Source organism: Streptomyces nigra, from assembly GCF_003074055.1.
GTDB classification, from domain to species: Bacteria; Actinomycetota; Actinomycetes; order Streptomycetales; family Streptomycetaceae; genus Streptomyces; species Streptomyces nigra.
Genome location: NZ_CP029043.1, coordinates 2,687,905 through 2,713,058, shown reverse-complemented (window position 1 = coordinate 2,713,058; position 25,154 = coordinate 2,687,905). Strand labels below are relative to the sequence as shown.

Annotated in this window: 24 protein-coding genes and 2 tRNA genes; 8 read left to right on the top strand and 18 right to left on the bottom strand. The window is 73.2% G+C overall.

Annotation, left to right across the window (positions count from 1 at the left end; genetic code table 11):
- Nucleotides 1–98 precede the first annotated feature (98 nt).
- The 6 genes from DC008_RS12515 to ehuB all read right to left on the bottom strand — a co-directional run bounded on the left by DC008_RS12515 (nt 99) and on the right by ehuB (nt 4,269).
- A tRNA-Lys gene (locus DC008_RS12515) sits at nt 99–172 on the bottom strand.
- A gap of 107 nt (nt 173–279) precedes the next feature.
- Nucleotides 280–1,038, bottom strand: a complete 759-nt coding sequence (locus DC008_RS12510; protein WP_108707048.1) for an IclR family transcriptional regulator — start codon at nt 1,036–1,038, stop codon at nt 280–282.
- Nucleotides 1,039–1,207: 169 nt separating this feature from the next.
- Nucleotides 1,208–2,026 (bottom strand): ectoine/hydroxyectoine ABC transporter ATP-binding protein EhuA, encoded by an 819-nt coding sequence (ehuA, locus tag DC008_RS12505; protein WP_208645852.1) that lies wholly within the window; start codon nt 2,024–2,026, stop codon nt 1,208–1,210.
- Nucleotides 2,016–2,666: an ectoine/hydroxyectoine ABC transporter permease subunit EhuD gene (gene ehuD, locus DC008_RS12500; RefSeq protein WP_108707047.1), complete on the bottom strand. Its 651-nt coding sequence runs from the start codon at nt 2,664–2,666 to the stop codon at nt 2,016–2,018. Before ehuD ends, ehuA begins: the two co-directional genes overlap by 11 nt.
- Nucleotides 2,663–3,367, bottom strand: a complete 705-nt coding sequence (gene ehuC, locus DC008_RS12495) for an ectoine/hydroxyectoine ABC transporter permease subunit EhuC (RefSeq protein ID WP_108710670.1) — start codon at nt 3,365–3,367, stop codon at nt 2,663–2,665. The genes ehuD and ehuC overlap by 4 nt, the downstream gene beginning before the upstream one ends.
- Nucleotides 3,364–4,269 carry an ectoine/hydroxyectoine ABC transporter substrate-binding protein EhuB gene (gene ehuB, locus DC008_RS12490; protein WP_108707046.1) on the bottom strand — a complete coding sequence of 302 codons (906 nt, stop codon included), beginning with the start codon at nt 4,267–4,269 and terminating at the stop codon, nt 3,364–3,366. Before ehuB ends, ehuC begins: the two co-directional genes overlap by 4 nt.
- 97 nt (nt 4,270–4,366) lie before the next feature.
- Here ehuB and DC008_RS12485 point away from each other — a divergent pair, with 97 nt between their 5' ends.
- The gene (locus tag DC008_RS12485; protein ID WP_164492299.1) at nt 4,367–4,861 is read left to right on the top strand and encodes a DUF3830 family protein; all 495 of its coding nucleotides are present in this window, start codon (nt 4,367–4,369) and stop codon (nt 4,859–4,861) included.
- On the opposite strand, the gene DC008_RS12480 is transcribed toward DC008_RS12485, so the two are convergent.
- On the bottom strand, nt 4,838–6,271 hold the full coding sequence (locus DC008_RS12480) for an amidase (RefSeq protein WP_108707044.1): 1,434 nt from the start codon (nt 6,269–6,271) through the stop codon (nt 4,838–4,840). The two genes, DC008_RS12485 and DC008_RS12480, sit on opposite strands and share 24 nt — an antisense overlap.
- 30 nt (nt 6,272–6,301) lie before the next feature.
- Entirely contained in the window at nt 6,302–7,270 is a 969-nt protein-coding gene (locus DC008_RS12475) for a D-2-hydroxyacid dehydrogenase (protein ID WP_108707043.1), read from the bottom strand.
- A gap of 195 nt (nt 7,271–7,465) precedes the next feature.
- On the opposite strand from DC008_RS12475, the gene DC008_RS12470 reads away from it, so the two are divergent.
- The 3 genes from DC008_RS12470 to DC008_RS12460 all read left to right on the top strand — a co-directional run bounded on the left by DC008_RS12470 (nt 7,466) and on the right by DC008_RS12460 (nt 10,258).
- The gene (locus tag DC008_RS12470) at nt 7,466–8,266 is read left to right on the top strand and encodes a maleate cis-trans isomerase family protein (RefSeq protein WP_108710669.1); all 801 of its coding nucleotides are present in this window, start codon (nt 7,466–7,468) and stop codon (nt 8,264–8,266) included.
- A 36-nt stretch (nt 8,267–8,302) separates the two neighbouring features.
- Nucleotides 8,303–9,034 carry a maleate cis-trans isomerase family protein gene (locus DC008_RS12465; protein WP_108707042.1) on the top strand — a complete coding sequence of 244 codons (732 nt, stop codon included), beginning with the start codon at nt 8,303–8,305 and terminating at the stop codon, nt 9,032–9,034.
- Between the two features lie 120 nt (nt 9,035–9,154).
- Nucleotides 9,155–10,258, top strand: a complete 1,104-nt coding sequence (locus tag DC008_RS12460; RefSeq protein WP_108707041.1) for an LLM class flavin-dependent oxidoreductase — start codon at nt 9,155–9,157, stop codon at nt 10,256–10,258.
- 10 nt (nt 10,259–10,268) lie between these two features.
- Here DC008_RS12460 and DC008_RS12455 read toward each other — a convergent pair whose 3' ends face one another.
- Nucleotides 10,269–12,131 carry a putative bifunctional diguanylate cyclase/phosphodiesterase gene (locus DC008_RS12455; protein WP_108707040.1) on the bottom strand — a complete coding sequence of 621 codons (1,863 nt, stop codon included), beginning with the start codon at nt 12,129–12,131 and terminating at the stop codon, nt 10,269–10,271.
- A 303-nt stretch (nt 12,132–12,434) separates the two neighbouring features.
- Between DC008_RS12455 and DC008_RS12450 the strand changes: the two genes are divergently transcribed.
- Nucleotides 12,435–13,799 carry a M6 family metalloprotease domain-containing protein gene (locus DC008_RS12450; protein ID WP_208645851.1) on the top strand — a complete coding sequence of 455 codons (1,365 nt, stop codon included), beginning with the start codon at nt 12,435–12,437 and terminating at the stop codon, nt 13,797–13,799.
- Between the two features lie 151 nt (nt 13,800–13,950).
- On the opposite strand, the gene DC008_RS12445 is transcribed toward DC008_RS12450, so the two are convergent.
- The 7 genes from DC008_RS12445 to DC008_RS12415 all read right to left on the bottom strand — a co-directional run bounded on the left by DC008_RS12445 (nt 13,951) and on the right by DC008_RS12415 (nt 20,684).
- A tRNA-Lys gene (locus tag DC008_RS12445) sits at nt 13,951–14,024 on the bottom strand.
- Entirely contained in the window at nt 14,015–14,617 is a 603-nt protein-coding gene (locus tag DC008_RS12440; RefSeq protein ID WP_108707038.1) for a bifunctional DNA primase/polymerase, read from the bottom strand. The genes DC008_RS12445 and DC008_RS12440 overlap by 10 nt, the downstream gene beginning before the upstream one ends.
- Before the next feature lie 148 nt (nt 14,618–14,765).
- On the bottom strand, nt 14,766–15,131 hold the full coding sequence (locus tag DC008_RS12435; RefSeq protein ID WP_108707037.1) for a hypothetical protein: 366 nt from the start codon (nt 15,129–15,131) through the stop codon (nt 14,766–14,768).
- Between the two features lie 550 nt (nt 15,132–15,681).
- The gene (locus DC008_RS12430) at nt 15,682–17,016 is read right to left on the bottom strand and encodes an AAA domain-containing protein (protein WP_108707036.1); all 1,335 of its coding nucleotides are present in this window, start codon (nt 17,014–17,016) and stop codon (nt 15,682–15,684) included.
- A complete protein-coding gene (locus DC008_RS12425) occupies nt 17,013–18,620 on the bottom strand; it encodes a hypothetical protein (protein WP_108707035.1) in 1,608 nt (535 codons plus the stop codon). Before DC008_RS12425 ends, DC008_RS12430 begins: the two co-directional genes overlap by 4 nt.
- A complete protein-coding gene (locus DC008_RS12420; protein WP_108707034.1) occupies nt 18,611–19,756 on the bottom strand; it encodes a hypothetical protein in 1,146 nt (381 codons plus the stop codon). Before DC008_RS12420 ends, DC008_RS12425 begins: the two co-directional genes overlap by 10 nt.
- Nucleotides 19,707–20,684, bottom strand: a complete 978-nt coding sequence (locus DC008_RS12415; protein WP_108707033.1) for a phosphatase PAP2 family protein — start codon at nt 20,682–20,684, stop codon at nt 19,707–19,709. Before DC008_RS12415 ends, DC008_RS12420 begins: the two co-directional genes overlap by 50 nt.
- 188 nt (nt 20,685–20,872) lie before the next feature.
- Here DC008_RS12415 and DC008_RS12410 point away from each other — a divergent pair, with 188 nt between their 5' ends.
- Nucleotides 20,873–21,469 (top strand): histidine phosphatase family protein, encoded by a 597-nt coding sequence (locus DC008_RS12410; RefSeq protein WP_108707032.1) that lies wholly within the window; start codon nt 20,873–20,875, stop codon nt 21,467–21,469.
- A 22-nt stretch (nt 21,470–21,491) separates the two neighbouring features.
- On the opposite strand, the gene DC008_RS12405 is transcribed toward DC008_RS12410, so the two are convergent.
- The gene (locus DC008_RS12405; protein WP_108707031.1) at nt 21,492–22,970 is read right to left on the bottom strand and encodes an NsdA family TPR-like regulatory protein; all 1,479 of its coding nucleotides are present in this window, start codon (nt 22,968–22,970) and stop codon (nt 21,492–21,494) included.
- Nucleotides 22,971–23,251: 281 nt separating this feature from the next.
- On the opposite strand from DC008_RS12405, the gene DC008_RS12400 reads away from it, so the two are divergent.
- Together DC008_RS12400 and DC008_RS12395 are read left to right on the top strand one after the other, a co-directional pair.
- Nucleotides 23,252–23,704, top strand: a complete 453-nt coding sequence (locus tag DC008_RS12400) for a hypothetical protein (protein WP_374207379.1) — start codon at nt 23,252–23,254, stop codon at nt 23,702–23,704.
- A 46-nt stretch (nt 23,705–23,750) separates the two neighbouring features.
- The gene (locus DC008_RS12395; RefSeq protein WP_108707029.1) at nt 23,751–24,617 is read left to right on the top strand and encodes a spermidine synthase; all 867 of its coding nucleotides are present in this window, start codon (nt 23,751–23,753) and stop codon (nt 24,615–24,617) included.
- Between the two features lie 35 nt (nt 24,618–24,652).
- On the opposite strand, the gene DC008_RS12390 is transcribed toward DC008_RS12395, so the two are convergent.
- A complete protein-coding gene (locus DC008_RS12390) occupies nt 24,653–25,150 on the bottom strand; it encodes a type VII secretion target (RefSeq protein ID WP_108707028.1) in 498 nt (165 codons plus the stop codon).
- Between the last annotated feature and the right edge of the window lie 4 nt (nt 25,151–25,154).

Sequence of the window (25,154 nt, the reverse complement as noted above, 5' to 3'; positions counted from 1 at the left end):
CCGTGCCGGCGGGGTGGGCCGACGGCCTCGGCGGCGCCGAGGTGGCGTCTTCGGGCATGCCGAAGGGCCCCTCGCTCCCACGAGAGGCCCTTCTTGGGTGCGCCGCCAGGGACTCGAACCCCGGACCCGCTGATTAAGAGTCAGCTGCTCTAACCAACTGAGCTAGCGGCGCATGACTCACGCCGACCGCGTTTGCACTGCTCTCGCGGCTGGCGACGAAGAAAATAATACCCGGTTCTCAGGGGTGCTCCGAACACCCCGCCCGGACCACCGGCCGGCCTAGATCGCCAGGGAAAGGAGGACCGGGGCCGCGTTGCGGTTCAGGGCGTCGGCCGCCTGGCGCAGGCGGTGGGCGTGGCGGACCGGGAGCGACAGGGCCAGGCAGCCCACGGAGGAGCCGGCCGTGATCGGGACGGCCGCGCAGACCGTGCCCACCGCGTACTCCTGCAGGTCGAGGTGCGGGACCGTCGGCGGCTGGGACTCCAGGCGGGACAGCAGCACCTTGTCGCTGGTGATCGTGCGCGAGGTGAGCCGGGCCATCTTGTGCCGGGAGAGGTGGTCGCGGCGGCCGTTGTGGTCGAGCTGCCCGAGCAGGCTCTTGCCGATCGCCGTGGCGTGCGCCGAGTAGCGGAAGTCGACCCACTCGTTGACCACCGGGGTGGCCGGACCGGCCGCGAACTGGTCGATCCGGATCTCCCCGTCCACGTACCGGCTGACGTACACAGCCGCGCCGACCGAGTCGCGCAGCCGGTCCAGGGTGCGCTGGAGGTTCTCCCGCAGCGCCCGCTCCCGGCTCTCGGCGGAACCGAGGCGGGCCAGCGCCTCCCCGGCGACGTACGCGCCGTCCGTCACCTGCTCGACGTACCCCTCCCGGCGCAGCATCCGCAGGAGGCCGGTCAGGCGCTCCTGCTCGATGCCGGTCTGCCGGGCGAGCTCGGTGCCGGTGACGCCGGTGCCGTGCCGGACCACGGTCTCCAGGACGCGCAGGGCGTCCTGTGCCGAGTGGTACGGCGTCGTCGGCTCGTGCTGAAGCGCCACGGTCCCCCCTGCGGTCGCACATTGCTTCCCGATGCGGGTTCTGGTCAGCCGGTCCCCTTCACGATAGCGGCCAAGGGGGCCGTGGCGAGCGGCCGTTGACGAGATTCCGGCCCCCTCAACTGCGGCATCGCACTCTGGCACATGCCACCGTCATGGGACCGGCACGACGTCACAGCACAGCGCCGAGGAACTCCCGGGTGCGCTCGTTCTCGGGGTCGTTGAAGATCTTCTCCGGGCTGCCGGACTCGATCACCCGGCCGGAGTCGAACATCAGGACCCGGTCCGAGATGTCCCGGGCGAAGTTCATCTCGTGCGTCACACAGAGCATCGTGATGTCCGTGCTGCGCGCGATGTCCCGCAGCACGTCGAGGACGCCCGCGACCAGCTCCGGGTCCAGTGCCGAGGTGACCTCGTCCAGCAGGAGCACCTGCGGGCGCATCGCCAGCGCCCGCGCGATCGCCACCCGCTGCTGCTGTCCGCCGGACAGCTGGGTCGGGCGGGCGTCGCACTTGTCGGTCAGGCCCACCATCTCCAGCAGCTCCCGGGCCCGCACCTCCGCCTCGTCCTTGGACATGCCGAGGACGGTGACCGGGGCCTCGGTGATGTTCCGCAGCACGCTCATGTTCGGGAAGAGGTTGAACTGCTGGAAGACCATCCCGATCTTCTTGCGGATCTCCCGGACCTGCTTCTCGGGGGCCGGGTACAGCTGCTCCCCGTCGACGGTGATCCGCCCCTCGTCCGGCTTCAGCAGGGTCATCAGCAGCCGCAGGATCGTCGTCTTGCCCGAGCCGGACGGGCCGATGAGGGTGACGTGCTTGCCGGCGTCCACGGAGAAGTCCAGGTTGTCCAGGACGGTGTGGTCGCCGAACCGCTTGGTGACCCGCTCCAGACGGATCAGCTCGCCGGTGCTGCGCGGGGCCGCGGCGTCGCCGGTGCCCTCGGGCTTCTCGGGCTTCTTCTCGAACGGGGCGTGGGTATCAGTGGACAAGGCGTCGCTCCAGGGCTCGCAGGGCAAGGGAGGCCAGGTAGGAGATGACGATGAAGGCAACGCCGATCACCGTCACCGGCTCGGTGAACTGGAAGTTCTGCTGGGCGAACAGCCGTGCCTCGCCGAGCATCTCCAGCACGGTGATCGCCATCAGCAGGGGCGTGTCCTTCAGCATCGAGATGACGTAGTTGCCGAGCGCCGGCACGACCCGGCGGACGGCCTGCGGCAGGATCACCACGGCCCACGTCCGGTGCATGGGCAGGTTCAGCGCCGTCGCCGCCTCCCACTGGCCCACCGGCACGGCCTCGATCCCGGCCCGGTAGACCTGCATGGTGTACGTCGAGTAGTGCAGCCCGATGGCGAAGACGCCGGTGGTCAGCGCCGAGGCGGTGACCCCCCACTCGGGCAGCACGTAGAAGAGGAAGAACAGCTGCACCAGCAGCGGGGTGTTGCGGACGAACTCCGTGACGGCGCCCACCGGCCAGGTCACCCAGCGCGTGGGCACCCGCATCAGCAGCGCCCACACCAGTCCCAGCGCGAACGAGATCAGCGAGCCCAGGACCAGGATCTGCAGGGTGACCAGCAGCCCGTCCCAGAAGTACGGCATGAAGTCGGAGACGGCGCTCCAGTCCCACTTCACGAGACACCACTTCCCTCGGGCGCGCGCACGGCGGCGACGGTCTCCTTCATCGGCGCCTTGCCGACCCCGGCCTTCAGCCGCTTCTCCAGGCCGCGCATCACGCGGGTCAGCAGGAAGGCGATCACGAAGTAGATGAGCAGGATGTACGTGTAGATCTCGGCGCTCTCCTGGAGTGCGAGGCGCACCAGGTTGGCGCTGAACGCCAGGTCACCCATGCCCATGATCGAAACGAGGGCGGTGCCCTTCAGCAGTTCCACGAGCAGGTTGGAGAACGGCGGGATCATCTCCGGCACGGCCTGCGGCAGCAGGATGAGCCTCATTCGCTGCCAGGGCGTGAAGCTGAGCGCGATGCCGCCCTCACGCTGGGCCGGGTCGACCGCGGCGAGGGCGCCGCGCACGATCTCCGAGCCGTAGGCGCCGTAGGTCAGGCCGAGGGCGAGCGTGCCCGCCCACAGCGGCACCAGCTGCCAGCCGAAGGCCGTCGGCAGCACGAAGAACACCCAGAAGATCATCACCAGCGCCGAGGTCCCGCGGAACACCTCGGTGTAGAAGCCCGCGAGGAAGCGGACGAATTTCAGCCGGTGGGTGCGCGCGACGCCGACCACGAAGGACACGGCGGTGGCGAGCAGCGCGCTGAGGACGAGCAGCTGGATCGTGACCCAGACGCCCTTGAGTACGAGTTCCCAGAGTCCCGATGTCATCCGCCGCACAGCTCCTTCGCGGTCAGATCCGTCATCTCGTCCTCGGTGAACCCGAAGGGCTGCAGGATGCGCAGCAGTTCGCCGCTCTTCTTGAGTTCGGCCAGTTCCTCGTTGAAGGCGTCCCGGAGCCGGGTCTCGGTGGGCCGGAACGCGAACGCGCCGCCGTCGACGTGCGGTTGCCCGTCGACGAGCGGCTTGAAGGGTTCCGTGGACTCCGCCTTGGCGGACTTCTTGACGACCTCGCGGGTGGTCAGCGCGGTCCCGGCGAAGACGTCGACCCGTCCCGCCTCGACGGCGTTCAGGCCGGCGACCTGGTCGGGCACGATCAGGATGTCGCTCTCCTTGTACCCGGCCTCGACGGCGTACGCGATCTCGGCGTACCCGGTGCCGGTGGCGAACTTCGCCTTCTTCTCCACGACGTCCTTGTAGTCGCGCAGACCCATCGGATTGCCCTTGCGCACGATGAAGGAGTCGAGCATCTGGTAGTCGGGGTCGGAGAAGATGACCTGCTCGCAGCGCTCGGGGTTGACGTACATCCCGGCCGCGACGACGTCGAACTGCTGCGAGTTCAGGCCGGGTATGAGCGAGCCGAACTCCGTGGGCACCGGCTGGACCCGGTCCACGCCCAGCCGTTTGAAGATGACCCGAGCCAACTCGGGTGCCTCGCCGGTGAGTTCACCGTCCTTGTCGATGTATCCGAAGGGGATCTCACCCGCGATGCCCAGCCGGACCACGCCCGCGGCACGCAGCCGTTCGAGCAGGTCGCCGCCGTCCTTCGTCGACGCCGTGGCCACACGCGAGCAGCCCGCGGCCCCCAGCACACCGAGCGCCGCCACCCCCGCGAGCAGCGACCGGCGTGTGGTCCCTGATGTGTCTCTGTCGTTCCCATTAGGTGGAGCCATGGCGGCGCGGCTACCCGAAGCGATGCGAGTTATTCCGGCCACTTTCGGCCCCATTCGGCGGTCGGGCGGTCTTGACCGGCGCGGGACCATGGAGGGCATGGCCGACCGATACCTCGAGATCTCCCTGGTCAAGCGTGGAATCAGCTGTACGGCCCGACTCCTCGACGACCGGGCGCCGATCACGTGTGAAGCCGTCTGGAATTCCCTCCCGCTGTCCGGCGACGTCTATCACGCCAAGTACGCCCGCAACGAGATCTATGCCCTGTTCCCGCCCTTCGCGGAGAACGAGCCACCCCTGGAGAATCCGACCGTCACTCCCATTCCGGGTGATCTCTGCTATTTCTCCTTCGCCGGCGCCGAACTCGGCACCCGTGCCTACGGCTACGACCGCGAGGTCCACCCCGGCACGACCGTGGTGGACCTCGCCCTCTTCTACGAGCGCAACAACCTGCTCCTCAACGGTGACGTCGGCTGGGTGCCCGGCATCGTCTGGGGCCAGGTCGTGGACGGTCTGGAGGCGATGGCCGAGGGCTGCAACGACCTGTGGCGGACGGGTGCCGCCGGGGAGTCACTGCGCTTCCGCGGGCTCTGACCGGCCGGGCGCGGCGGGCGGCGCGGGCACACCGGCGACCCCCGCCTCGTACAGGGCGTGCGCCGCGCGCAGCACCAGGTCGTCCCGGTGCCGGGCGGCCACGAGTTGCAGCCCCACCGGCAGGCCTTCGGCGTCGGTGCCGACCGGGACCGACGCGGCGGGCTGCTGGGTCATGTTGATGGGGTAGGTGAACGGCGTCCAGCCCGTCCACCGCCGGTGCCCGGACCCCTTCGGCACCTCCGCGCCCGCCTCGAACGCCGTGACCGGCAGGGTGGGTGTGACCAGCAGGTCGTACGTCGTGTGGAAGCGGCCCATCCGGCGGCCGAGGTCCCGGCGCACATCCATCGCGGTCAGATAGTCGAGCGCGCTGTACCGGGCGCCGAGGGCGCAGATCTCCCGCAGCCCGGGGTCCAGGAGGGCGCGCTCGCGCGGTCCGAGGCGCTGCACGACCCGGGCCGCCCCCGAGAACCACAGGGTGTGGAACGCCTCCACCGGATCGGTGAAGTCCGGGTCCCGCTCCTCCACGTACGCCCCGAGGTGCGCCAGCCGCTCCACCGCCCGCCGCACCGCCGTCGCCACCGCCGGACGCACCGCCACCTGACCGCCCAGGGACGGCGAGTACGCGACCCGCAGGCCCCGCACCCCGCCCTCCAGAGCCGCCACGAAGGAGCCGGGCGCCGCCGGGAGCGCCGACCCGTCACGGGGGTCGGGCACCCCGATGGCGTCGAGCATCAGCGCCGCGTCGGCCGCGTCCCGGGTCAGCGGGCCGACGTGCGCGAGCGAGCCGAAGGCGCTCGCCGGGTACAGCGGGACCCTCCCGTACGTCGGTTTCAGCCCGAAGACACCGCAGAAGGCCGCCGGGATACGGACGCTGCCGCCGCCGTCGGTGCCCAGGGCGAGCGGCCCCGCGCCCAGCGCCACGGCCGCGGCGGCGCCCCCGCTGGAACCGCCCGCCGTCCGGGACAGGTCGTAGGGGTTGCGGGTGACGCCGGACAGCGGCGAGTCGGTGACGCCCTTCCAGCCGAACTCGGGCGTCGTCGTCTTGCCGAGGAACACCGCGCCCCGCTCCCGCAGCCGGGCCACGGACGGCGCGTCCTCGTCCCAGCGGCCGTGCTCCTGCACGGTCCGGGAACCCCGCAGCGTCGGCACGCCCCGCGTCAGCAGGATGTCCTTCACCGTGACCGGCACCCCGTCGAGCGGCCCGGCCGGGGTGCCGCGCCGCCACCGCAGCGCGGACTCCCCGGCCCGCGCGAGGGCCTCCTCGGCGGTCAGCCGGACGAACGCGTTGACCCGTGGCTGAATCCGCTCGGCCCGCTCCAGCGCCGCGCGGGTGGCGTCCACCGGGTCGAACCGCCCGGTCCGGTATCCGTCGAGCAGTTGTGCGGCGGTCAGTCCGGCGAGATCCGTCATACGCCCTCCAGGCCCGAGTCCGTGCGCGGTTCAGCGTCCGGGTACGTACCCGCGCTGTTTGTCCACCACGTTCAGCAGCGGTCTGCCCGCCTCCCAGCGCTCGTACAACTCCACGAACTGGGTGCCGAGCCGATCGCGCCAGCCGACCGTGTCCCCGCTCATGTGCGGGGACACGAGCAGCCCCGGCACCTCCCACAACGGGCTGTCGGGGCCCAGCGGTTCGTGCTCGAAGACGTCGAGCACCGCCCCCGCGATCCAGCGCCGGCGCAGCGCCTCGGCCAGCGCCTCCGTGACGACGAGCTGCCCGCGCCCGACGTTGATGAACCGGGCCGACGGCTGCATGACCCCGAAACGCCGCAGGTCGAACATCCCGCGGGTCCGCTCGGTCAGCGGCGCCGCCGCGATCACCCAGTCGGCGCGCGCGATCAGCCGGTCGAGGTCGTCGGGGCCGTGGATACCGGTCCGCGGGACCCGGCCCACCAGCGCGGTCGTCACGTCCAGGGCCTTCAGGGTGCGGGTGATCGCCCGGCCGATGGGGCCGGAACCGACGACACACGCGCGGGTGCCCGCCACCTGCTGCCCCTCGCGGTGCCGCCACTCCCGGGCGCGCTGAAGGTCCAGGGTGTGCGGCAGGTCCTTCGCCATCGCCAGCACCAGCGCGGCGACGTACTCGGCGATCGGCTGGTCGAAGACGCCGCGCGCGTTGGTGACCACCGTGTCGGACGCGGTGAGCTCCGGGCACATCAGATGGTCCACGCCCGCGCTCGCCGTGTGCACCCAGCGCGGCCGGGGCCCCTCGCCGGGCCACGCCTGGCGCACGGCGTGCGAGGTGAAGTCCCAGACGAGCAGGACGTCGGCGTCCGGCAGCCGGGCGGCGAGCGTGGTCTCGTCCGCGTGCTCGACCCGGACACGTCCGGTGAGACGGCCCAGGCGGGGGAGGGGGTCGGCGTCGAGGACGAGGAGCGTGGGCCGGGACGCGGGCGGGACGGGTGGCGTCATACGGGGTCGCTTCTTCTGGAGGTGTGGGGCGGCTGGCCGGGGCCGGGGGGCGGAGTCCGTTCGGTGGGTACGGGCCGTCTGACATGCGAGGTTTGACCACGCTCGCACCCGAACCTACCTTCGTCAACACGGGCGCACGCACGGTCCGTTGCTCAGCCGTATCTCGTAGTGAGGACGGTGCCCGCCATGGACGCCATGGACATCTCCTTCCTCGGCGGACCCCGCCCGCAGCGCGGTGTCGGTGTCGTCGCCCCCTTCGACTTCGCGCTGGACCGGGAGCTGTGGCGGTGGGTCCCGGACGAGGTCTCCCTGCATCTGACGCGGACGCCCTTCGTGCCGGTCGAGGTCGGCCTCGATCTGGCCCGGCTGGTCAGCGAGCACGAGACGCTGGGCGACGGGGTGCGTACCCTGACCGCCATCAGTCCCGAAGTCGTCGCCTACGCCTGCACCTCGGGCAGTTTCGTCGGCGGCGTCGCGGGCGAGCGCGCGCTGTGCGAGGCCATGACCCGGGCCGGCGCGGTGCCGGCGGTGACCACCTCCGGGGCGCTGCTGGAGGCGCTGGCCGAGCTGGGGGTCCGGCGCGTCGCGCTGGTGACGCCGTACACCGAGTCGGTGACCCGGTCGCTGGAGGAGTACGTGGCCGAGGCCGGGGTCGCCGTCACGGGCTGCGCCTACATGGGGCTGACCCGGCACATCTGGAAGGTGCCGTACCGGGAGGTGGCCGACATGGCCCGCCGGGCCGTGCGCACCGCGGCCGAGGCGCTCTTCATCAGCTGCACCAACCTGCCCACCTACGACGTGCTCCCGCAGCTGGAGGCGGAGCTGCGCATACCGGTGATCTCGGCCAACCAGGTGACGATGTGGGCTGCGCTGCGCCGGTTGGGTACCCGCGCGGTGGGACCGTATCAGGCGCTGATCGATCCGGCGGCGCGTGGCGGTCGGGTCCTCCCGGACGTGCCGGGCGTGCCGGACGTGCCCGAACAGGAACAGCAATAGCAGCCGACGTGAGCAGCGACCAGCAGAAAGGGCGACATGACCGCACTGGGATTCCTCTATCCGGGCCACTCCGCCGAGGACGACTACCCGCGCATCGAGCAGCTGCTCGCCGCCGACATCCGGCTCGACCTGGTGCACACCGACATCGGTGAGGACGCGCACCGGGTGGAGGCGCTGCGGCGGATGGGCTCGCCCGAACAGCTGGCGACGGGCATCGAGGAGCTGCGGCTGACCGGCGCCGAGGCGGTCGTGTGGGCGTGCACCAGCGGCAGCTTCGTGTACGGCTGGGAGGGCGCCCATGAGCAGGTGCGCTCGCTGGCCCAGGCGGCGGGCATGCCGGCGTCCTCGACGTCCTTCGCCTTCGTGCACGCGATGCGGGAGATCGGGGTGCGCCGGGTGGCGGTCGGCGCGACCTACCCGGACGACGTGGCCGGGCTCTTCGCGGAGTTCCTGCGGGCCGGCGGCGCGGACGTCGTCGGGGTGCGCGGCGCCGGGATCGTCACCGCCGCCGAGGTCGGCACCTGGGGGGAGAAGGAGCTGTTCGCCCTGGCGCGGGACGCCGACGACGCCGGCGCCGAGGCGGTCCTCCTCCCGGACACCGCCCTGCACACCGCCTCCCACATCCCGGCCCTGGAGGAGGCCCTCGGCAAGCCGGTCCTCACCGCCAACCAGGTCACCGTCTGGGAGGGGCTGCGGCTCGCGGACCGCCGGGTGAACGCTCCGGCGCTCGGCGCGCTCTTCACCCGGGAACCGGTCGTCCAGGTGTGACCCGCCCGACGGCCCGGCAGCGGCCCCGGCCCCGGCCCCGGCCCGGTCCGGGAATAAAGCGGAGACCCCCTCCTGTTACCGCCCTACGCACACCGCACGGCGATTCAGCAGGAGGAAGACGTGGCCGCAGACGACACCGGGGCCGACGGGATCCGGGGCACCGCACACGGCACGGCACCGACCCCGCTGTCCGTGCTGGACCTCGTCACGGTCAGTGCGGGCCACACCGCCACGGACGCGCTGCGCACCAGCGTCGAGCTGTCCCGGCTGGCCGAGGCGCGCGGCTTCCACCGCTACTGGGTCGCCGAGCACCACTCCATGCCGGGCGTGGCCTCCTCGTCCCCGGCCGTGATCCTCGCGCACCTCGCCGCCCACACCGAGCGCATCCGCCTCGGCTCCGGCGGCGTGATGCTCCCCAACCACGCGCCGCTCGTCATCGCCGAGCAGTTCGGCACCCTGGAGGCGCTGGCGCCGGGGCGCGTCGACCTCGGCCTCGGGCGCGCGCCCGGCACCGACGGCGCCACCGCGGCCGCCCTGCGCCGCACCGACCACCTCAACGAGGGCGCCGACGACTTCCCCGAGCAGCTCGCGGAACTGATCCGCTTCCTCGACGACGACTTCCCCGACGGGCACCCCTACCGCAGGATCCACGCGGTCCCCGGCCCGGTGCAGGGCACCTCGCCCGGCGGCGTCCAGTCCGTCCACCGGCCGCCCGTCTGGCTGCTCGGCTCCTCCGGGTTCAGCGCCCGGCTGGCCGGTGTCCTCGGACTGCCGTTCGCCTTCGCGCACCACTTCTCGGCGCGCAACACCGTCCCCGCGCTCGACCTCTACCGGGAGACCTTCCGCCCCTCCGCCGTCCTCGACCGCCCGTACGCCCTCATCGGCGTCGGCACCCTCGCCACCGAGGACGAGAAGGAGGCCCGGCGGCAGCTCAAGGCCGCCGCGCTCAGCATGATCCGGCTCCGCACCGGCCGCCCCGGCCTCGTCCCGTCCGTGGAGGAGGCCGAGGCCTACGAGTTCAGCGAGATGGAACGCGACTTCGCCGACTCCTGGAACGCCAACGTCGTCCACGGCACGCCCGACGAGGTCCGCGCCGGACTGGACGACCTCCAGAAGCGCACCGGCGCCGACGAGTTGATGCTCACCAGCAACGCCCCCGGCATGGACGTCAGGCTGCGCTCGTACGAACTCATCGCCGACGCCTACGGGTTGCCCACCGCCTGAATCCGGTCCGTCAGACCTTGACGCCGAGCAGCTCGGAGATGCGATCCGGGGACACCGGCCGGGAGTACAGCCACCCCTGGCCGGTGTCACAGCCGATCCGGCGCAGCCGGGAAGCCTGCGCCAGCGTCTCCACGCACTCCGCGGTGACCGTCAGGCCCAGCCGGTGGGCGAGCTGGATCATCGCCTCGACCACCACCTCGTCCGCCGGGTTCGGCGTCACCGCCGCCGTGTCGTCGCCCTCGTACTGGAAGCCCCGGACGAAGGCGCCGTCCAGCTTCAGCACGGACACCGGCAGCCGGCTCAGATACGCCAGGTTCGAATAGCCGGTGCCGAAGTCGTCGATGGCGATCCGGACGCCCATGTCGCTGAGCGCCTGGAGGTCCTGCAGCGGCCGTCCCGCCGAGCCCATCACGGCCGACTCGGTCAGTTCCAGCTGGAGCAACCGGGGTTCGAGGCGCGTCTCCTCCAGGATCCGGGCCACGTCCGTCACCAGGTCGGAGTCCCAGACCTGGCGGACGGCCACGTTCACGCTCACGAAGATCGGTGGCTCGCCGGGGTGCGCGGCCTGCCAGTCGACGGCCTGCCGGCAGGCCGTCGCGAGGATCCAGCGGCCCAGCGGCACGATCGAGCCGTCCTCCTCCGCCAGTCCGATGAACCGATTCGGCGCCAGGACGCCGAACTGCGGGTGGTTCCAGCGCACCAGCGCCTCCACCCCGCGCAGCCGTCCGTCCTCCATGCTGACCAGCGGCTGGTACTCCAGCGCGAACTCCCCGCGCTCGATGGCCGGCCGGAGCGTGGCCGCGAGTGCCTGACGGGTGATCAGGTGCGCGCTGCGCTCCGGGTCGAAGAGCGTCCAGCGGTCCTTGCCGTCGGCCTTCGCCCAGTACAGCGTGGTGTCGGCGGCCTGCATCAGGGCGGTCGGGGTGGTGCCGGCCGCGTGCCGCTCGACCACGCCGATCGACGCCGACACCGAAAGCCGCCGCCCGGGCAGGTCGAACGGTTCCCGGACGGCCTCCAGCAACGACTCGGCCAGGTCGGCCAGTTGCTCGGTGCCGGTCGAGTCCTCGACGAGCAGCGCGAACTCGTCCCCGCCGAGCCGCGCCACCAGCGGCGGGACGGACCGGGCGCGGCCCGCCTCCTCGGCGCACCGGGTGAGCCGTTCGGCGACGGCGGCCAGCAGCTTGTCGCCGATGCGGTGGCCGAGGGTGTCGTTGATCGCCTTGAAACCGTCGAGGTCCAGGTAGCACAGGCCGATCCGTCCGGTGCTGCCGCTCTCGTCGTACGACTCCACCTCCAGGGCGGCCGACAGCCGTTCGAAGAAGAGGGTGCGGTTGGGCAGCCGGGTCACCGGGTCGTGCATCTGCAAGTGCCGCAGCCGCGCCTGGAGTTCACGGTGGGCGCTGATGTCGGCGACGGACAGCAGGACCCGGTCCGACTCCTCGCCGGGCAGCCGCGCGACCGTGACCCGGGCCCACAGCGAGTGCCCGTCCGGGTGCTTGAGGCGGCGTGTACAGCGCAGTTCGGGCTGCCGGCCGCGCAGCACCTCCCGGTACGCGTGCCAGGTGCGCGCGTCGGAGGCGAGGTCCACCAGGTCGGCGGCGACCGACCCCGCCAGCTCGTCGTGACCCGTGCCGAGCAGGTCGGCGAAGCTCGGGTTGGCCCCGGTCACCAGGCCCTCGCGGTCGACCACCGCCATCGCCAGCGGGGCGGCCCGGAAGACTGCCGCATAGGGCTGCCGGCCGGTACCCCGGGATGGCTGTTCACCACTCTCTGTGACGGCCGGCCCGATGAGGTCTGCCGCGGGCGCCGGCCCTTCGGACGTTCCGCTCACCGCTCGCTCCCGCAGTGCACTCGATCTTCGGATGGGTCTCATCGGAATGGGTGGCCGGGTGGCGATCCGGTCGCCGGGCCGTGTCCGTGCAGGAAAGTGTCAGGAAAGTGTGCCGATCATAGAGGCTGGCCCAGGGCCCTTCCACTTACTGCTCAGTCTTCCCACGCGGTCCGCGCGTGCGCCAGATCGTTTCTGCCCGCACCTGGACGCCTTCTTTGGGCCCCCGACCAGTTGTGACGTTCCGTGAGCGATCCGGGGTGTCGCCCTGGCGGTTCCTGAGCACTCTCACCCGTCCGGTGCAGCTGAACAGGACGTAGTACGACAATCCGACACAGGCTGGGTGCGGTGTCCCGCGAACCGTTCCCGGAGGTCGTCGTGCCGCGTCAGTTCCCCCTGCTCCGTGGGACGGGCCTGCCGCGGGACCGGCGCCGACTGCGCAGTACGACAGCGGTGTTCACCACCATGTCGGCGCTCGCGGCCACCTGTCTGATCGCGAGCCCCTCGTCCGCCGAACCCTTCGATGCGGCACCCTGCGCCCTCGCCCGCACCGACGCCCACCACTCCGAGGGCGTGGACACCTGGAACGCCGCCTATCCGCGTCCGACCCGGGCGCTGGACGCGGTCATGGTGTTCCTGTCCTTCCCGGACTCGCCGCCGCAGACCACCCCCGCCGAACTGGCCGCCGACCACTTCCCGGCCACCAGCCACTTCTTCGAGCGTGCCTCCTACGGCCGGTTCAGCCTGCGCGCCCATCCGATGGGGCACTGGCTGCGCATGCCGAAGCCGTCGACGGCGTACGCCATACAGCGTGACTGGCGGGCCGCCGACCGGGCCGCCTATCTGCGGGACGCACTCGCCGTGACCGACCCGGAGGTGGACTTCTCCCAGTACGACATCGTGTACTTCGTCGCCGACCCGGACGCGCCCGGCGTCGACTCCGACGCCACGAAGGTCGTCAATCTGGAGACACCGCTGCAGGCCGACGGAGCGGACATCCGGCGGGTGGTCACCGTCTTCGAGAACCATCCGCCGGACCGCCTGGTCCTCGCCCATGAGACCGGCCATGTCTTCGACCTGCCCGACCTCTACCACCGCCCGGTGGACGGCAAGGGCGACTGGGACACCTATGTCGGGGACTGGGACCTGATGGGCAGCCAGTTCGGGATGGCGCCCGATCTGTTCGCCTGGCACAAGTGGAAGCTCGGCTGGCTGGAGCCCCGGCAGGTGGTGTGCGTACGGGGCCTGGGCGCCCGTCCCACCCGGCTCACCCTGGAGCCGCTCGCGGCCGGCGCGGGCGTCCCGGTGCCGGTGGGCGCCGCCGGGGCGCCGGGCTTCTCCGGCACGCCCGGCACCGTGCCGGGTTTCGGGCTGGGCAACGGCACCAAGCTCGCCGTCGTGCCCACCGGCGCCGAGAGCGCGCTGGCCTTCGAGGTGCGCAGTCCGGCGGGGAACGACGTCCAGGCCTGCCGGGAGGGCGTGCTCGTCTACCGGGTGCGCAGCCAGACCGAGTCCGGCGGCGGGCCCATGGAGGTGCTCGACGCCCATCCGGGCACCGAGGCCTGCTGGGAGGAGTCGGTCTATCCGCCGCTCGCCGACGCGCCGGTCGGGCTCGGTGAGAGCTTCACCGTGCCGGAGGACGGGGTGCGGGTGGAGGTGGAGGGGAGGACCGTCTCGGGGGCGTGGACGGTGAAGATCACGACGGTGGGGTAGCGCCCGCGCTCACTCCGGGGTCGCGCGAGCGGACCATGAACGCGCCGCGTGGGGCGGTGCGCCCGGTTGCGGAAGGGGCGGCGCTCTGCAACGGCGCCGCCGGACCCATACGAAAAGCCCCCCGCTCGCGCGAGGGGCTTCTCACTGTCTGTGCGCCGCCAGGGACTCGAACCCCGGACCCGCTGATTAAGAGTCAGCTGCTCTAACCAACTGAGCTAGCGGCGCCTGCTGACGTCGTAGACCTTAGCACCCTGATCGGCGTGGGGAAAAATCGATATCCGCACGGCCGCCCGAGCCGCCCGGACGGCCGCCCACAGCACCACCTCCGGGCCCGGTAACCAGGGATTACGTGTGTCCGGCGCCACCAGCCAGCGGGAGTCGCGCGGGGTGCGGGCGGCCGTCTGCGCGTCGGTCGCGGCGGGGACCGTCACGGCGTCCCCGGCGCCGTGGCACAGCAGCGGCGGGATGCCTTCGGTGCGGCCGAAATCCTCCCATCGCAGGAGGGACGGCAACCGCTGGGCGGTGCCCGGCGCGGCGAACATCAGCAGCCGGCCGCGGTGGGCGGCGACCGGGCCGGAGCCCGGGCCCTCGTCCCACAGCCGGTCGAGCATCCGGCGCCCGAAGACGGCGGGCGCGCTGACGACGTCGAAGACCGAGCCGCAGGGCAGGACCACGGGGGCCTCGGGGCGCTCCCGCCACAGGGCGAGCGTGCTGCGCGGATACGTTCCTGCGGAGGCGAGCCAGGCGGCGCCGTCGCGGGTGACCCCGGTGACGTCGCAGCGGTCGTCCTGGATGAGTACGTCCCGTGTGCTGCTCATGACGTCTACATCTACCGACGGTGAGCGCCGGATGCCGCTGTGTTGCCGAAAGGCGGGACAGGCGCGGACGCGACCGGGTATCGTGCCCGCCCGCCTGGCATATGCCGGTCGCCCGGTCACATGGTCGCCCGGTCAGCCGGTCGCCCGGTCACACGGGGTCGACGGTGCCCGCTCCCTCGACGCCCCGCAGCAGATCCCTGCCGAACTCGACCATCTTCTTGGCGTAGTCCTCGGTCCACTCCGCCCGCTCGGCGATGTCCGCGGCCGTCAGCCGGTCGAACCGCCGGGGGTCCGCGAGCTGGGCCGCCGCCATGGCCTGGAACTCCATCGCGCGGTCCGTCGCCGCCCGGAACGCCTGCGTCAGCTCCGTCGCCCGGGCCAGCAGCGCCCGCGGGTCGTCGATCGACTCCAGATCGAAGAAGTGCTCCGGGTCGGCCGCCGCCTGGGTGGGCTCGAAGAGCAGGGGCGCGGGGCGTAGCCGCGGTTCGTTCCTGCGCGGCGTGGGCTCCGCCATGTCGTGTCCTCCTCGTACGTCACCGATCCCCGGTACCGATACCCACCCTCGCGGGCGCGCACCGCGGCGAACCGGTCCATCGTCCATTGTCCCGCGCCCACGCAAGAGGGCACGGGGTCGCCCGGCCCGCCGATCCCCAGGATTTCCAAGGCACCCGGGCTCGCGGATGTTCCGCCCGGAGGACCGGGCTGGGGGTGACGTACCTCCCATGCGTTGACGCGTGCGCGGGCTTCAGGGCGAGAGGGCGCCGGGCGGGGCGGGGGTGTGCCATGGCCGTGTCGCGCCGGGCCGGCCGGGGTGTGTCGGGGCCGAGCGGCCGGGGTGTGTCAGGGCCCGTGGGGGACGCGGTGTTGGGCCAGGCGGGCCAGGACTGCGTGGTTGGCTTTCCAGCCGTCCGGGGCTGAGCCCTTCTACGGCCGCCTCCGGCGGCGTGCCGGACTCCGTCCGGCGGCCGGGCGGGGCGGTGGCGCCTGCTGGCCGGGCGGACGCGTCTCATTGCCGTGCCGGTCAGGCGGGGCGCGGTGTGTCGGGGCCGGGCGGCCGGGGTGTGTCAGGGCTGCCAGGGCACGCGGTGTTCGGCCAGGCGGGCCAGGACTGCGTGGTTGGCTTCCCAGCCGTCCGGGAACTTCACCAGGGTGCCGAGCTGGACCGGTTCCGTGGACGGGTAGTCGTCCAGGAGTTCTCCGACGCCTGCCCGGCACACCACGATGCAGGCGTGCCGGTGGCGGGAGGTCAGGACGCACAGGCGGCCCGTCTCCAGGTGGAACGCCGTCGCGTCGGGGCGGCCGGACAGCGGGTGCAGGACCACCGTCACGTCGTACTCCCGGCCCTGGAGCCGGTTCGCGGTGTCGACCGTGACGTCCGTCACCCCCAGCTCGGTCAGGGCCGCGCGGACCGCCGCCGCCTGGTCCCGGTGCGCGGTGCCGACCGCGATCCGGGCGGCCGTCAGCGGCACCGGGTAGGGGGAGCGCTCCGAGACGGCCGCGCCGCCCCGGTCCAGCAGACGTCGTACCACCAGCGCGACCGCACGCACCGCCTCCGGGTCCGTGCGCGGGGTGTGCCGCGCGGGGAGCTCCAGCAGCCCCCAGCCCGACTCGGCCGCCTCGTCGATCACCCGGTCCGGGCCGGAGCCGTCCGACGCCACGCCGAAGGAGAGCCGGCGGTCGCCGGGACCGGTGCCGCTGCGGAACGGCGTGTACGGGTAGAACGCGTCGGACACCAGGGGCGCCGCCGACGCGGGAAGCCGCCATGACACCGGGAGCCGGTGCTGGGGCAGCTCGGGGTTGTGGGCCAGCAGCGTGGTCACGGCGGACGCCGACGGGTCGTACGCCAGGCCCGCCCACTGCTCGCTGCCCACGATGGAGAACGGGTCCAGCTGCCCCGGGTCGCCGACGAACAGCGCCCGCTCGAACAGCCCGGCCACGGCGAGCAGCGCGTCCGAGCGCATCTGGTACGCCTCGTCGACGATCGCGTGCGGCCAGGGCTCGTCGGTCTTCACGTGCCCCCACTTGGCCGCCGTGGAGACGACGACCGGCAGCCCCGCCAGATCGCCCGCCTTCGCGGAGGTGCGGACCTGCGGCAGCTCGTCCAGCTTCTTGTCGTAGGCGTCGGCGTCACTGCTGTGCAGACGGCCCACGGGCAGCTCGGGACTCTTCGCGGCGAGCGACTGCACCAGGTCGTCCACCTGCGCGTTCGTCTGCGCCACGATCATCAACGGCCGCCCCGCCTCGACGAGTTCCAGCGCGGCGCGCACCACGAGCGTCGACTTGCCGGCGCCGGGCGGGGAGTCGACCACCACACCGCGCGCGGTGCCGTGCAGGGTGTCGTGGAGGATCGCGCCGGTGGCCTCGGCCGCCGCGGCACCCGGGTCGAACGTGACGGTCACAGGACGTCCTCCTCGGTCAGCGGATCGGCGGCCTCGGGCGCGTGCTCCCCGGGCGGGCCGCCGTGCGTCCACGGTGTCTGCTCCGGGTCGGGCAGCTTCGCCCCGCCCCGCTGCTCGTGCTCGAACAGCGTGAAGCACACCCGGTCGCCCTTCTGCGGCACCGAGCCCTCCTCCGGCTCCTTGCCGCGGCCCATCTTGTCCAGCACCCGCAGCACCACCAGGAGATCGCCGTCCGCGTCCGCCTCTCCCTCGTAGCCGACGAACTCGGCCGACTGCGGCTTGCCGCCCAGCGAGCGGAACACCTTGGCGCGCTCGCCCAGATGCGGCCGGTCCTCGGTGCGGACGGTGACCAGCGGCCGCGGGCTGGGCCGCTTGCCCTCGCTGTACGCCATCACGACATCGACGACCTCACCGGCGAACGCCTCCCCGGCCAGCCGCCGCCCCGCCATCACCAGCGGGTCGTCCAGCGCCTCCTGCGCCTCCAGGCGGGCCTGCTCGCGCTCGCGCGCGGCGAGTTTGTTCGCGGCGGTCACCGCGTCGTCGTGCCGCGGCTGCGGGGGCTCCCCGGCGAGCACCCGGTCCCGGTGACCGGTGAACGACCAGCGGTCGCGCGTCCACCGCTCCTCGACCCGGGAGCCCTCCGGCAGCTCCCGCACCAGGTCGAGGCCCCGCCACACCGCGTCCCAGGTGGGCCGGGTCCGGCTCTCGACGAGGGCGCGGATCTCCCGCTCGGCGGTGGTGAGGTCGCCGAGCCGGGCGTCGGCCTCCAGCCCGTCCTCGGCGGCGGCGAGGGTTGTCCGCGCGCGGTCGTAGCGCTCGATGGCCGGGGCCAGCAGCTTGTTGTCGAACGCCGGGTCGGTGGCGGGGCCGGCCGGCGGGCACAGCAGCTGCCCGTCCCGGTCCCGGGCCAGCTCCGCGAGCAGGGCCGCCTCCGCGCCGGACTCGGCCTCGGGCGGGTCGATCCAGGCGAGGAGCGCGCCCAGGTGCTGGTCCTCCAGAGTGGACTGGCCGGTCGCCCAGTGCCGGGTCAGGACGTCCGTCATGGCCAGCAGCAGCGAGGAGCCGGGCACCCGGGCCCGCTCGCCGAAGTGCGTCAGCCACCGCCCGAGCAGCGGCACGCGCGGGGGCGCCGGATAGGGCGTCTCCGGGTCCTGCTCGGCCGTCCGGCGGAACCGCATCGAGCGGCCCAGCAGCCGGACGAACTCGATGCCCGCGCGGCTCGGCACGATCAGCTGCGGGGCGTCCGCGCACAGGTCGACCTCGACCTTGACGCGCTTGCCGGTCTCCGGGTCGGTCTCGGTGCGCTCGGCCGCCTCCACCGCCTCGGCGTGCGCGTCGACGTACGGCAGCACGACGTCCGCCAGCTCGGCCAGGAAGGCGAACCGCAGGTCCCGGTCGCGCGGCTGCGGCACGACCAGCAGATGCGGGGCGTCCCGGTCGGTGCCGACCAGCGCGCCGAGCGGGGCGCCGGCCTCGCCCGCGGTGGTGAGCGGCACGAAGACCAGCGGACGGTCGGACAGATGCCGGTGCCGCACGGTCGCGGCGGGCTGGGCGCGGCCGGACTCGACGGCCTCCAGCCGGGCCAGCGTGGAGATCAGGGACACGGAGCCGCCTCCTTCGCCGCGAGGGCCTCGGCGCGCAGCCGGGCCGCCCGGCGCAGGGCCGCGACCGCCGGGTCGTCGGGGTCGCCGGAGGTGCCGCGGGCCGCCGACAGGACGTCCTCCACGGTGGTGAGGGCGCCGAGCTCGGCCCGCACCGAACGGCCCAGCGAGGTCACCGCGCCGGACGCGCGGGAGCGGGCCCGGCAGTGGAACGCCAGCTCGCACGCGGACAGGCACTCCGGCGCGTAGCTCGCCGGGACGGACTCCACGGCGGCCGTCAGCTCGGGGGCGGGCAGCTCGGGCGAGAAGCAGGTGCCCTCGGGCAGGGCGGCCGCGATGTCCTCGATCCGGGTCAGCCGGGCCAGCTGCCGGGCGGTCACCGCGCGCTGCTTGCGGATGTCCACGGCCGCGGCGGTGGGCAGGTTGGAGAAGTCCTTCGGGCAGACGAGCAGGACGCGGTGGCGCACCCGCGGGGCCGGGAGCCCGCCCGCGGCGAGGCGGCCGGCGGCCTCCTCGAGGGCGAGCACGTACACGGCCGCCTGCCGGGCCGCGGCGCCGACCTTCGCCGGGTCCGCCGAGCCGTCAAGCATCGGGAACGACTTGATCTCCACGACGGTCCAGCCGCCGTCCGGGTGCACGACGACCGCGTCCGGCTCCAGGTACGCGGGTGATCCGGCCACGTCCAGCGCGAGCATCGGGTGGTCGAGCAGGGTCCACTCGCCGGGCGCCTCGACGGCCTCGCGCAGCTCCAGCTCCGTACGGGCCGTCCGCCCCTCAGGGCCGGTCGCGGCCAGCTCGGGCACCCGCGCGCGGGTGGGCGGCTCGGCCCGGCGGTCCAGCCGCTCGTGCACCAGCCGCAGCAGCTCCGCGCCGCCGTCCGCCTTGACCTTGGCCTCGAAGGCGTTCCCCCGGGTGAAGGCGAACTGCGACTGGCCGAAGGCCGACGGGGCGCCCAGCGCACCGGCGAGCGCCGCCTTGTTCACCCCGGCGCCGTCCAGCAGGGCGCGCCGTCTGCAGCCCGGGTTGGCGGCGAGGGCCGCCAGGGCCCGGGCGTCCAGCGCCTTCGCGGGGACGTCGGGACCGCGCAGCTCAGCGAGCCGGTGCCGGAGCGCCGTCCCCCGCGTCCTGGGGGGCGGCACTCGGCTCGGCTCCGGATCCGAACCGGGACTCGCGCTGCCGTGGAATTCGCTCACCCGCGGAAGTCTGGCATCCGGCACTGACAACCGGGGCGGGGGCGTCGCCCGGGACCGCCGTGGCGGCGGCGCCGGACGCGGCGGAGGTGACCGCGCGCCGTGTGGCGTACCGGGCGCGGACCCGCTCGGCGGTGCGCAGCACGAACGGCGTCAGCAGCAGGCCGACGCCCATGACGGCCGCGCCCGCGACCGCGTCCAGGAAGTAGTGGTTGGCGGTGCCCATGACCACGATCGTGGTGATCAGCGGGTAGGCGACGGCGGCCGTCTTCGCGAGGCGCGTGCCGCCGTAGCGCCACAGCATGACCCCGCACCACAGCGACCAGCCGACGTGCAGGCTCGGCATGGCGGCGTACTGGTTGGTCATGCCGCCCATGCCGCGCGGGGCGCTCGCCTCGCCGCCCCACCAGCCGTACGAGCTGTACTGCGCCATCGTGTCCACGAACCCGTAACTCTCGGCGAGCAGCCGGGGCGGGCAGGTGGGGAGCAGCGTGAAGCCGATCAGGCCGATGAAGGTCGACGTCATCAGCCAGGTGCGGGCCGCGCGGTAGCGCACGGCACGGGACCGGAACAGCCACACCAGGATCACGGGTGTCACCAGGTAGTGCAGCGACGCGTACCAGAAGTCGGCCGGGATCCCGATCCACGGCTCGCGCGTGAAGAGCCGGTTGAGGGGGTGCTCCGCGTTGAGGAACAGCGCCTTCTCGATGTCCAGGATCGCCACGCCGTGGTCGACGGCGGTACTGACGTCGCCCCGGGCGAGCAGACGGCCCGCCGAGTAGCAGGCGTACACCAGCAGGATCAGCGGCAGCTCGGTCCACCAGCGCAGGCGGGTTCGAGGCGTCGCCTCCACGCCAGCTATGTCGGCGTGCGGCATCCGATCGCCTCCCCCTTCTCGTCACGGCGTCCGGTGGACAGGTCGTGACACTTTACGGTGTGCGCGGGCGCGCCGGTCGGGCGCCCTGAGCCACTAGACGCAGAGATCGCCCCGCGGGTTGCCCCGGCCGACCGTACGCGATGATGGACGGGTTCCACCGCTCGTAGCTCCCGGAAGGTCCCCCGCACATGGCACCGCGCATGCTGCTGGCCCGGCACGGACAGACGTCCTGGTCGCTGGCCGGAAAGCACACCGGAAGGACCGATGTCCCGCTGCTGGAGGAGGGCCGCCGGGGCGCGAAACTGCTGGGCGAGCGCCTGCACCGCGCGCCCTTCGACGGGCTGGCGGACGTCGAGGTGCGCACCAGCCCGCTCTCCCGCGCGCGGGAGACGTGCGACCTCGCCGGGTTCGGCGAGAGCGCGCGGGACTGGGACATGCTCATGGAGTGGGACTACGGCGACTACGAGGGCATGACGCCGGCGGAGATCCAGGCCGTCCGGCCCGGCTGGCTCATCTGGCGCGACGGCGTGCCCGGCGGCGAGAGCCTGGCCGAGGTCACCGCCCGCGCCGACGAGGTCGTCGCCTGGGCGCGCGAGGCGGACCGGGACGTGCTGGTCTTCGCGCACGGGCACGTCCTGAGGTCCATAGGGGCGCGCTGGCTGGGGCTGCCGCTGGACTTCGGGTCCCGGCTCCGGCTGAACCCCACCGCGCTGTCGGTGCTGGGCTGGGCCTACGGCGAGCCCGCGATCGAGAGCTGGAACGACCTGGGGCACCTCAGCCCCTGACGTCCGCCGTCCGTGGTGTTCCTCACGCCGTGCGCGGCAGCGACGCGTGCCGGTCGAGGAACGCCGACACCCCGCTCGCGCGCCGGTGCGGCAGCAGCACCCGGGCCGTGCCGGCCAGCATGGTCTGCACCCGCGACGACTGGACCTGGTCCAGCAGGTCCAGTACCCGCATCCCGGCCGCGGCCGCCTCGTCCGGGCTGCCGCCGCGGGCCAGGTCGTCCGCCAGCTCCGCAGTGTAGAGCGCGATGTTGCGGCTGAAGTGGGGGTCCTGCAGGTGCGCCGCGCGCCCCGCGTGCCGTGCCGCGCGCCGCCAGTTGCCCAGCGTCGACCAGCACTGCGCCTCCAGGATCTCCAACTCGGCCTCCCCGTAGAAGCTCATCCACTCGGGATCGGCCTCGGAGGGGCCCCGCTCGTAGAGGGCCTGCGCGCGTACGAGGGCCTGCTCGCAGCCGGTGCGGTCGGCGAGCCCGGCCCAGCCGCCCGCCTCGCGCAGCGACAGCAGGCTCAGCAGCCGGGACGAGCCCAGGGAGCGCGCCACGCGCTGCGCGGCCTGGGCGGCGCGGACCGCTTCCCGGGGCCGGCCCGCGTCACGGGCGAGGAAGGAGGTGTTGCAGAAGGCGTGCGCCTCCAGGGCCGGGTCCCCGGCCATCCGGGCGGTCGCCAGGGCCTCCGCGTAGTGCGAGCGCGCGTCGTCGAAACGGCCGGAGTCATGGGCCAGCCAGCCCACCGAGATGGCCAGTTCCCCCGCGCCGGAGTGCAGCCGGTCACCGGCCGCCTGCCGGGCCGTACCGGCGTCGAGCAGTTCGTACGCGGCCCGCAGCGGAGCGGCCGCGCGCCGGTAGAGGCCGTCGGCGCCGTGCCGGTCGTCCAGCAGCCGGATCCGGCGTACGGCGTCCTCGAGCGCGCCGGCCTCGCGGACCCCGACCCTTCTGTACGGGCGGTCCGTGGCAGCGGCGTCGTGGGCGAGGCCCAGGGGGCCCAGCGAGGCGGCGGCCACCGTGGCGCCCCCACCGGTCATGAATGCGCGACGCAGCACGTCGCTCTCCTCGTGGTTCTCGTGGTTCTGCGCGGTGCCGAACGGCACGTGCGCGGCGTACGGATCCTGCGGGTTCATACGGTCGTACGGCGCGTGGGCCCCTCTCGTCTCACCGGTGGCGTGTGCCGGGCGCGGGGTGTGTGCGCCGGGCGCCTCTTCGTCCGCGCGCGCCCGGCGTCCGCGTACGGACGAGCGGGGCGCGAAGCCGAGGTCGGTGAGCGTGCGGCCGGGGAACATGTGCAGGAACACCCGTTCGTACGCGTAGTTGGGGCAGCGGATCTCGCCGGCCTCCACCCGCCCGATGTAGCGCGCGTCGCAGCTCACGCGCTCACCGATCTCGCGACCCGCCCGGCGGACCGCCGCGGCGAACTCGGCCGGCGAGTGCTGCCCGCGCAGCTGCCGGAAGGCGGTGTTCGGCCGCGATGGCCTGGGGGGCTGGGACGAGGTCAGATCTGACGACGCCATGGCCGGGTCCTCTCGTGCGAACCGTCGAACCATGCCGGGGCGCGGGACGGGACGGACCGTGATCCGGTGATGCGTGAGCCGTGATCTCCGGTCCAGGAGACGGCCTTGTCCCCGGCGGGCATGAACGTACCTGCTGTAGCGAAGCCGCCACGCAGTGTTTAGCTACAAAACGGATATCTCATCCGTGATCTGCCATGAACTGCCATCCTTTGCGGCGGACTTCCGCCGTAGCCGTTGACGCCGTCCCGCGTTGAACTCTTCGGATCTGCTGAAAGGGTTCCGTGGTGGAGGTCGGGATGGAGACCAGCCGGAGCAGCGTTTCCCGGGCCGTGTCGACGGCGGCGGGACACACGCCGACCGGGGAGTGCAGTGAGCCGCCGGGCGCGGGGTGCGACGTGGTCACCGTCCCGGCGCGCCAGGGCCTCGAGGCGGTCGACATCCTGCGGCGCGGCGCCGGGGACGGGGTCGGGCCCGTCCTGCACGACGACGGCTGCGACACCCTCGGCTTCGTCGTCCCGCCCGGCACGGCCGCCGCCTGGGACGTTCCAGGCAGCACCTGTACCGAGACGGACGGCCGGGGTCTGAGCCTGGACGCGCACCCCCAGCCGCCCGTCGACGGCTCGGACTGGCTGCTGCCGCCCGGCGAGGCGGACCTCGCGACCGACCCCGCGGTGCTGCGGGCGGCACTGGGCGAGGCCGCCCGCCTGATCCGCGCGGCCGACGATTGCAGGTAGCCGCCGTCCGAGCCGTGGGGGCGGCGAGGGTCGCGATAATGGCCGCATGGCAAAGTCGAGGAAGTCCCGGCGCGGAGCCCCCGCGGCCTCCGTCGCCGAGACGGTCGACGGCGGGCTTGCGGAGCTCATACCCGACCCGGACCGGGCGCGGGCCTGGACGCTGCTCCTCGACGGGGCGCCCCAGTCGCACGTCGACCTGGACGACCCCGCCTTCCTCTCCTTCGAGTACCAGCGCCGGCTCGGCCATGTCATCGACCTCGTCGCCCCGCCCGGCAGGCCCGTACGGACCGTGCACCTCGGCGGGGGCGCGCTGACCCTCGCGCGCTACGTCGCCGCCACCCGGCCCCGCTCCACCCAGCAGGTCGTCGAGCGGGACGCGCCCCTCGTCGAGCTGGTCCGCCGGGAACTCCCGCTGGACCGGAACGCCCGCATCCGGGTGCGCTCCACCGACGCGCGCGAAGGGCTCGCCAAGGTGCCGGACGGCTGGGCCGACCTGGTCGTCGCCGACGTCTTCAGCGGTGCCCGCACCCCGGCCCACCTCACCTCGACGGAGTTCCTCGACGAGGTCCGCCGGGCGCTCGCGCCGGGCGGCTGGTACGCGGCCAACCTCGCCGACGGCCCTCCGCTCACACATCTACGCGGCCAGATCGCCACGGCCGCCGCCCGGTTCGCCGAACTGGCCCTGGTCGCCGACCCCACGGTCCTGCGCGGCCGGCGCTTCGGCAACGCGGTCCTCGTCGCCGCCGACCAGCCCCTCCCGGTCGCCGACCTCACCCGCCGCGCCGCCTCCGACCCCCACCCGGGCCGCGTCGAACACGGCCGCGCGTTGCGGGACTTCACGGGTGGCGCGACTCCGGTGACGGACGCGTCGGCGGTGGACTCCCCGGCCCCTCCGGCATCGGCCTTCACCTAGCCGGACGTCATCTGGTCAGAGCCGCCGCCGGGGCATCAGCCGAAGTCGTTCGTGCCGGGCGTGGGGCGGGTACTGACCGGCTCCTCGTAGGTCGGCATGGTGGTGCCGTATGAGGTGCGCGGGTCCAGGGGGCGGTCGCCGGGGCCGCGTTGCAGCGGCTGGGACACCGGGGGGCCGGCCGGGCTCGGGCGCAGGGCCGCGGGCATCACGCCGGGGGTGGCCTGGGTCGCGGTGTCCGTCTTCTCGAAGTCCTGGGAGGCCCGCTGGTCGTTCCACTCGTGGCCGTCAGCGGACGACCTCAGGTTGTCCCGGCCGGCCTCGATGCGGGCGTGCAGTCCGTCGAGGGCGGGCTTCCAGCTGGTGGCGATCTCCGTCAGGGCGGGGCCGAGGGACCAGCCGGTGAGGGAAGCGGCCGCCGTCCTCGACTCCTTGACGGCCTTGTCGGCCGGTGTCTTCAGGGTGCGTGCGATGCCGTCGCAGGCGCCGGCGGACGCGCGCAGTTCGGCCGGGTCGACGTCGGTGGTCCGGGACACGTTC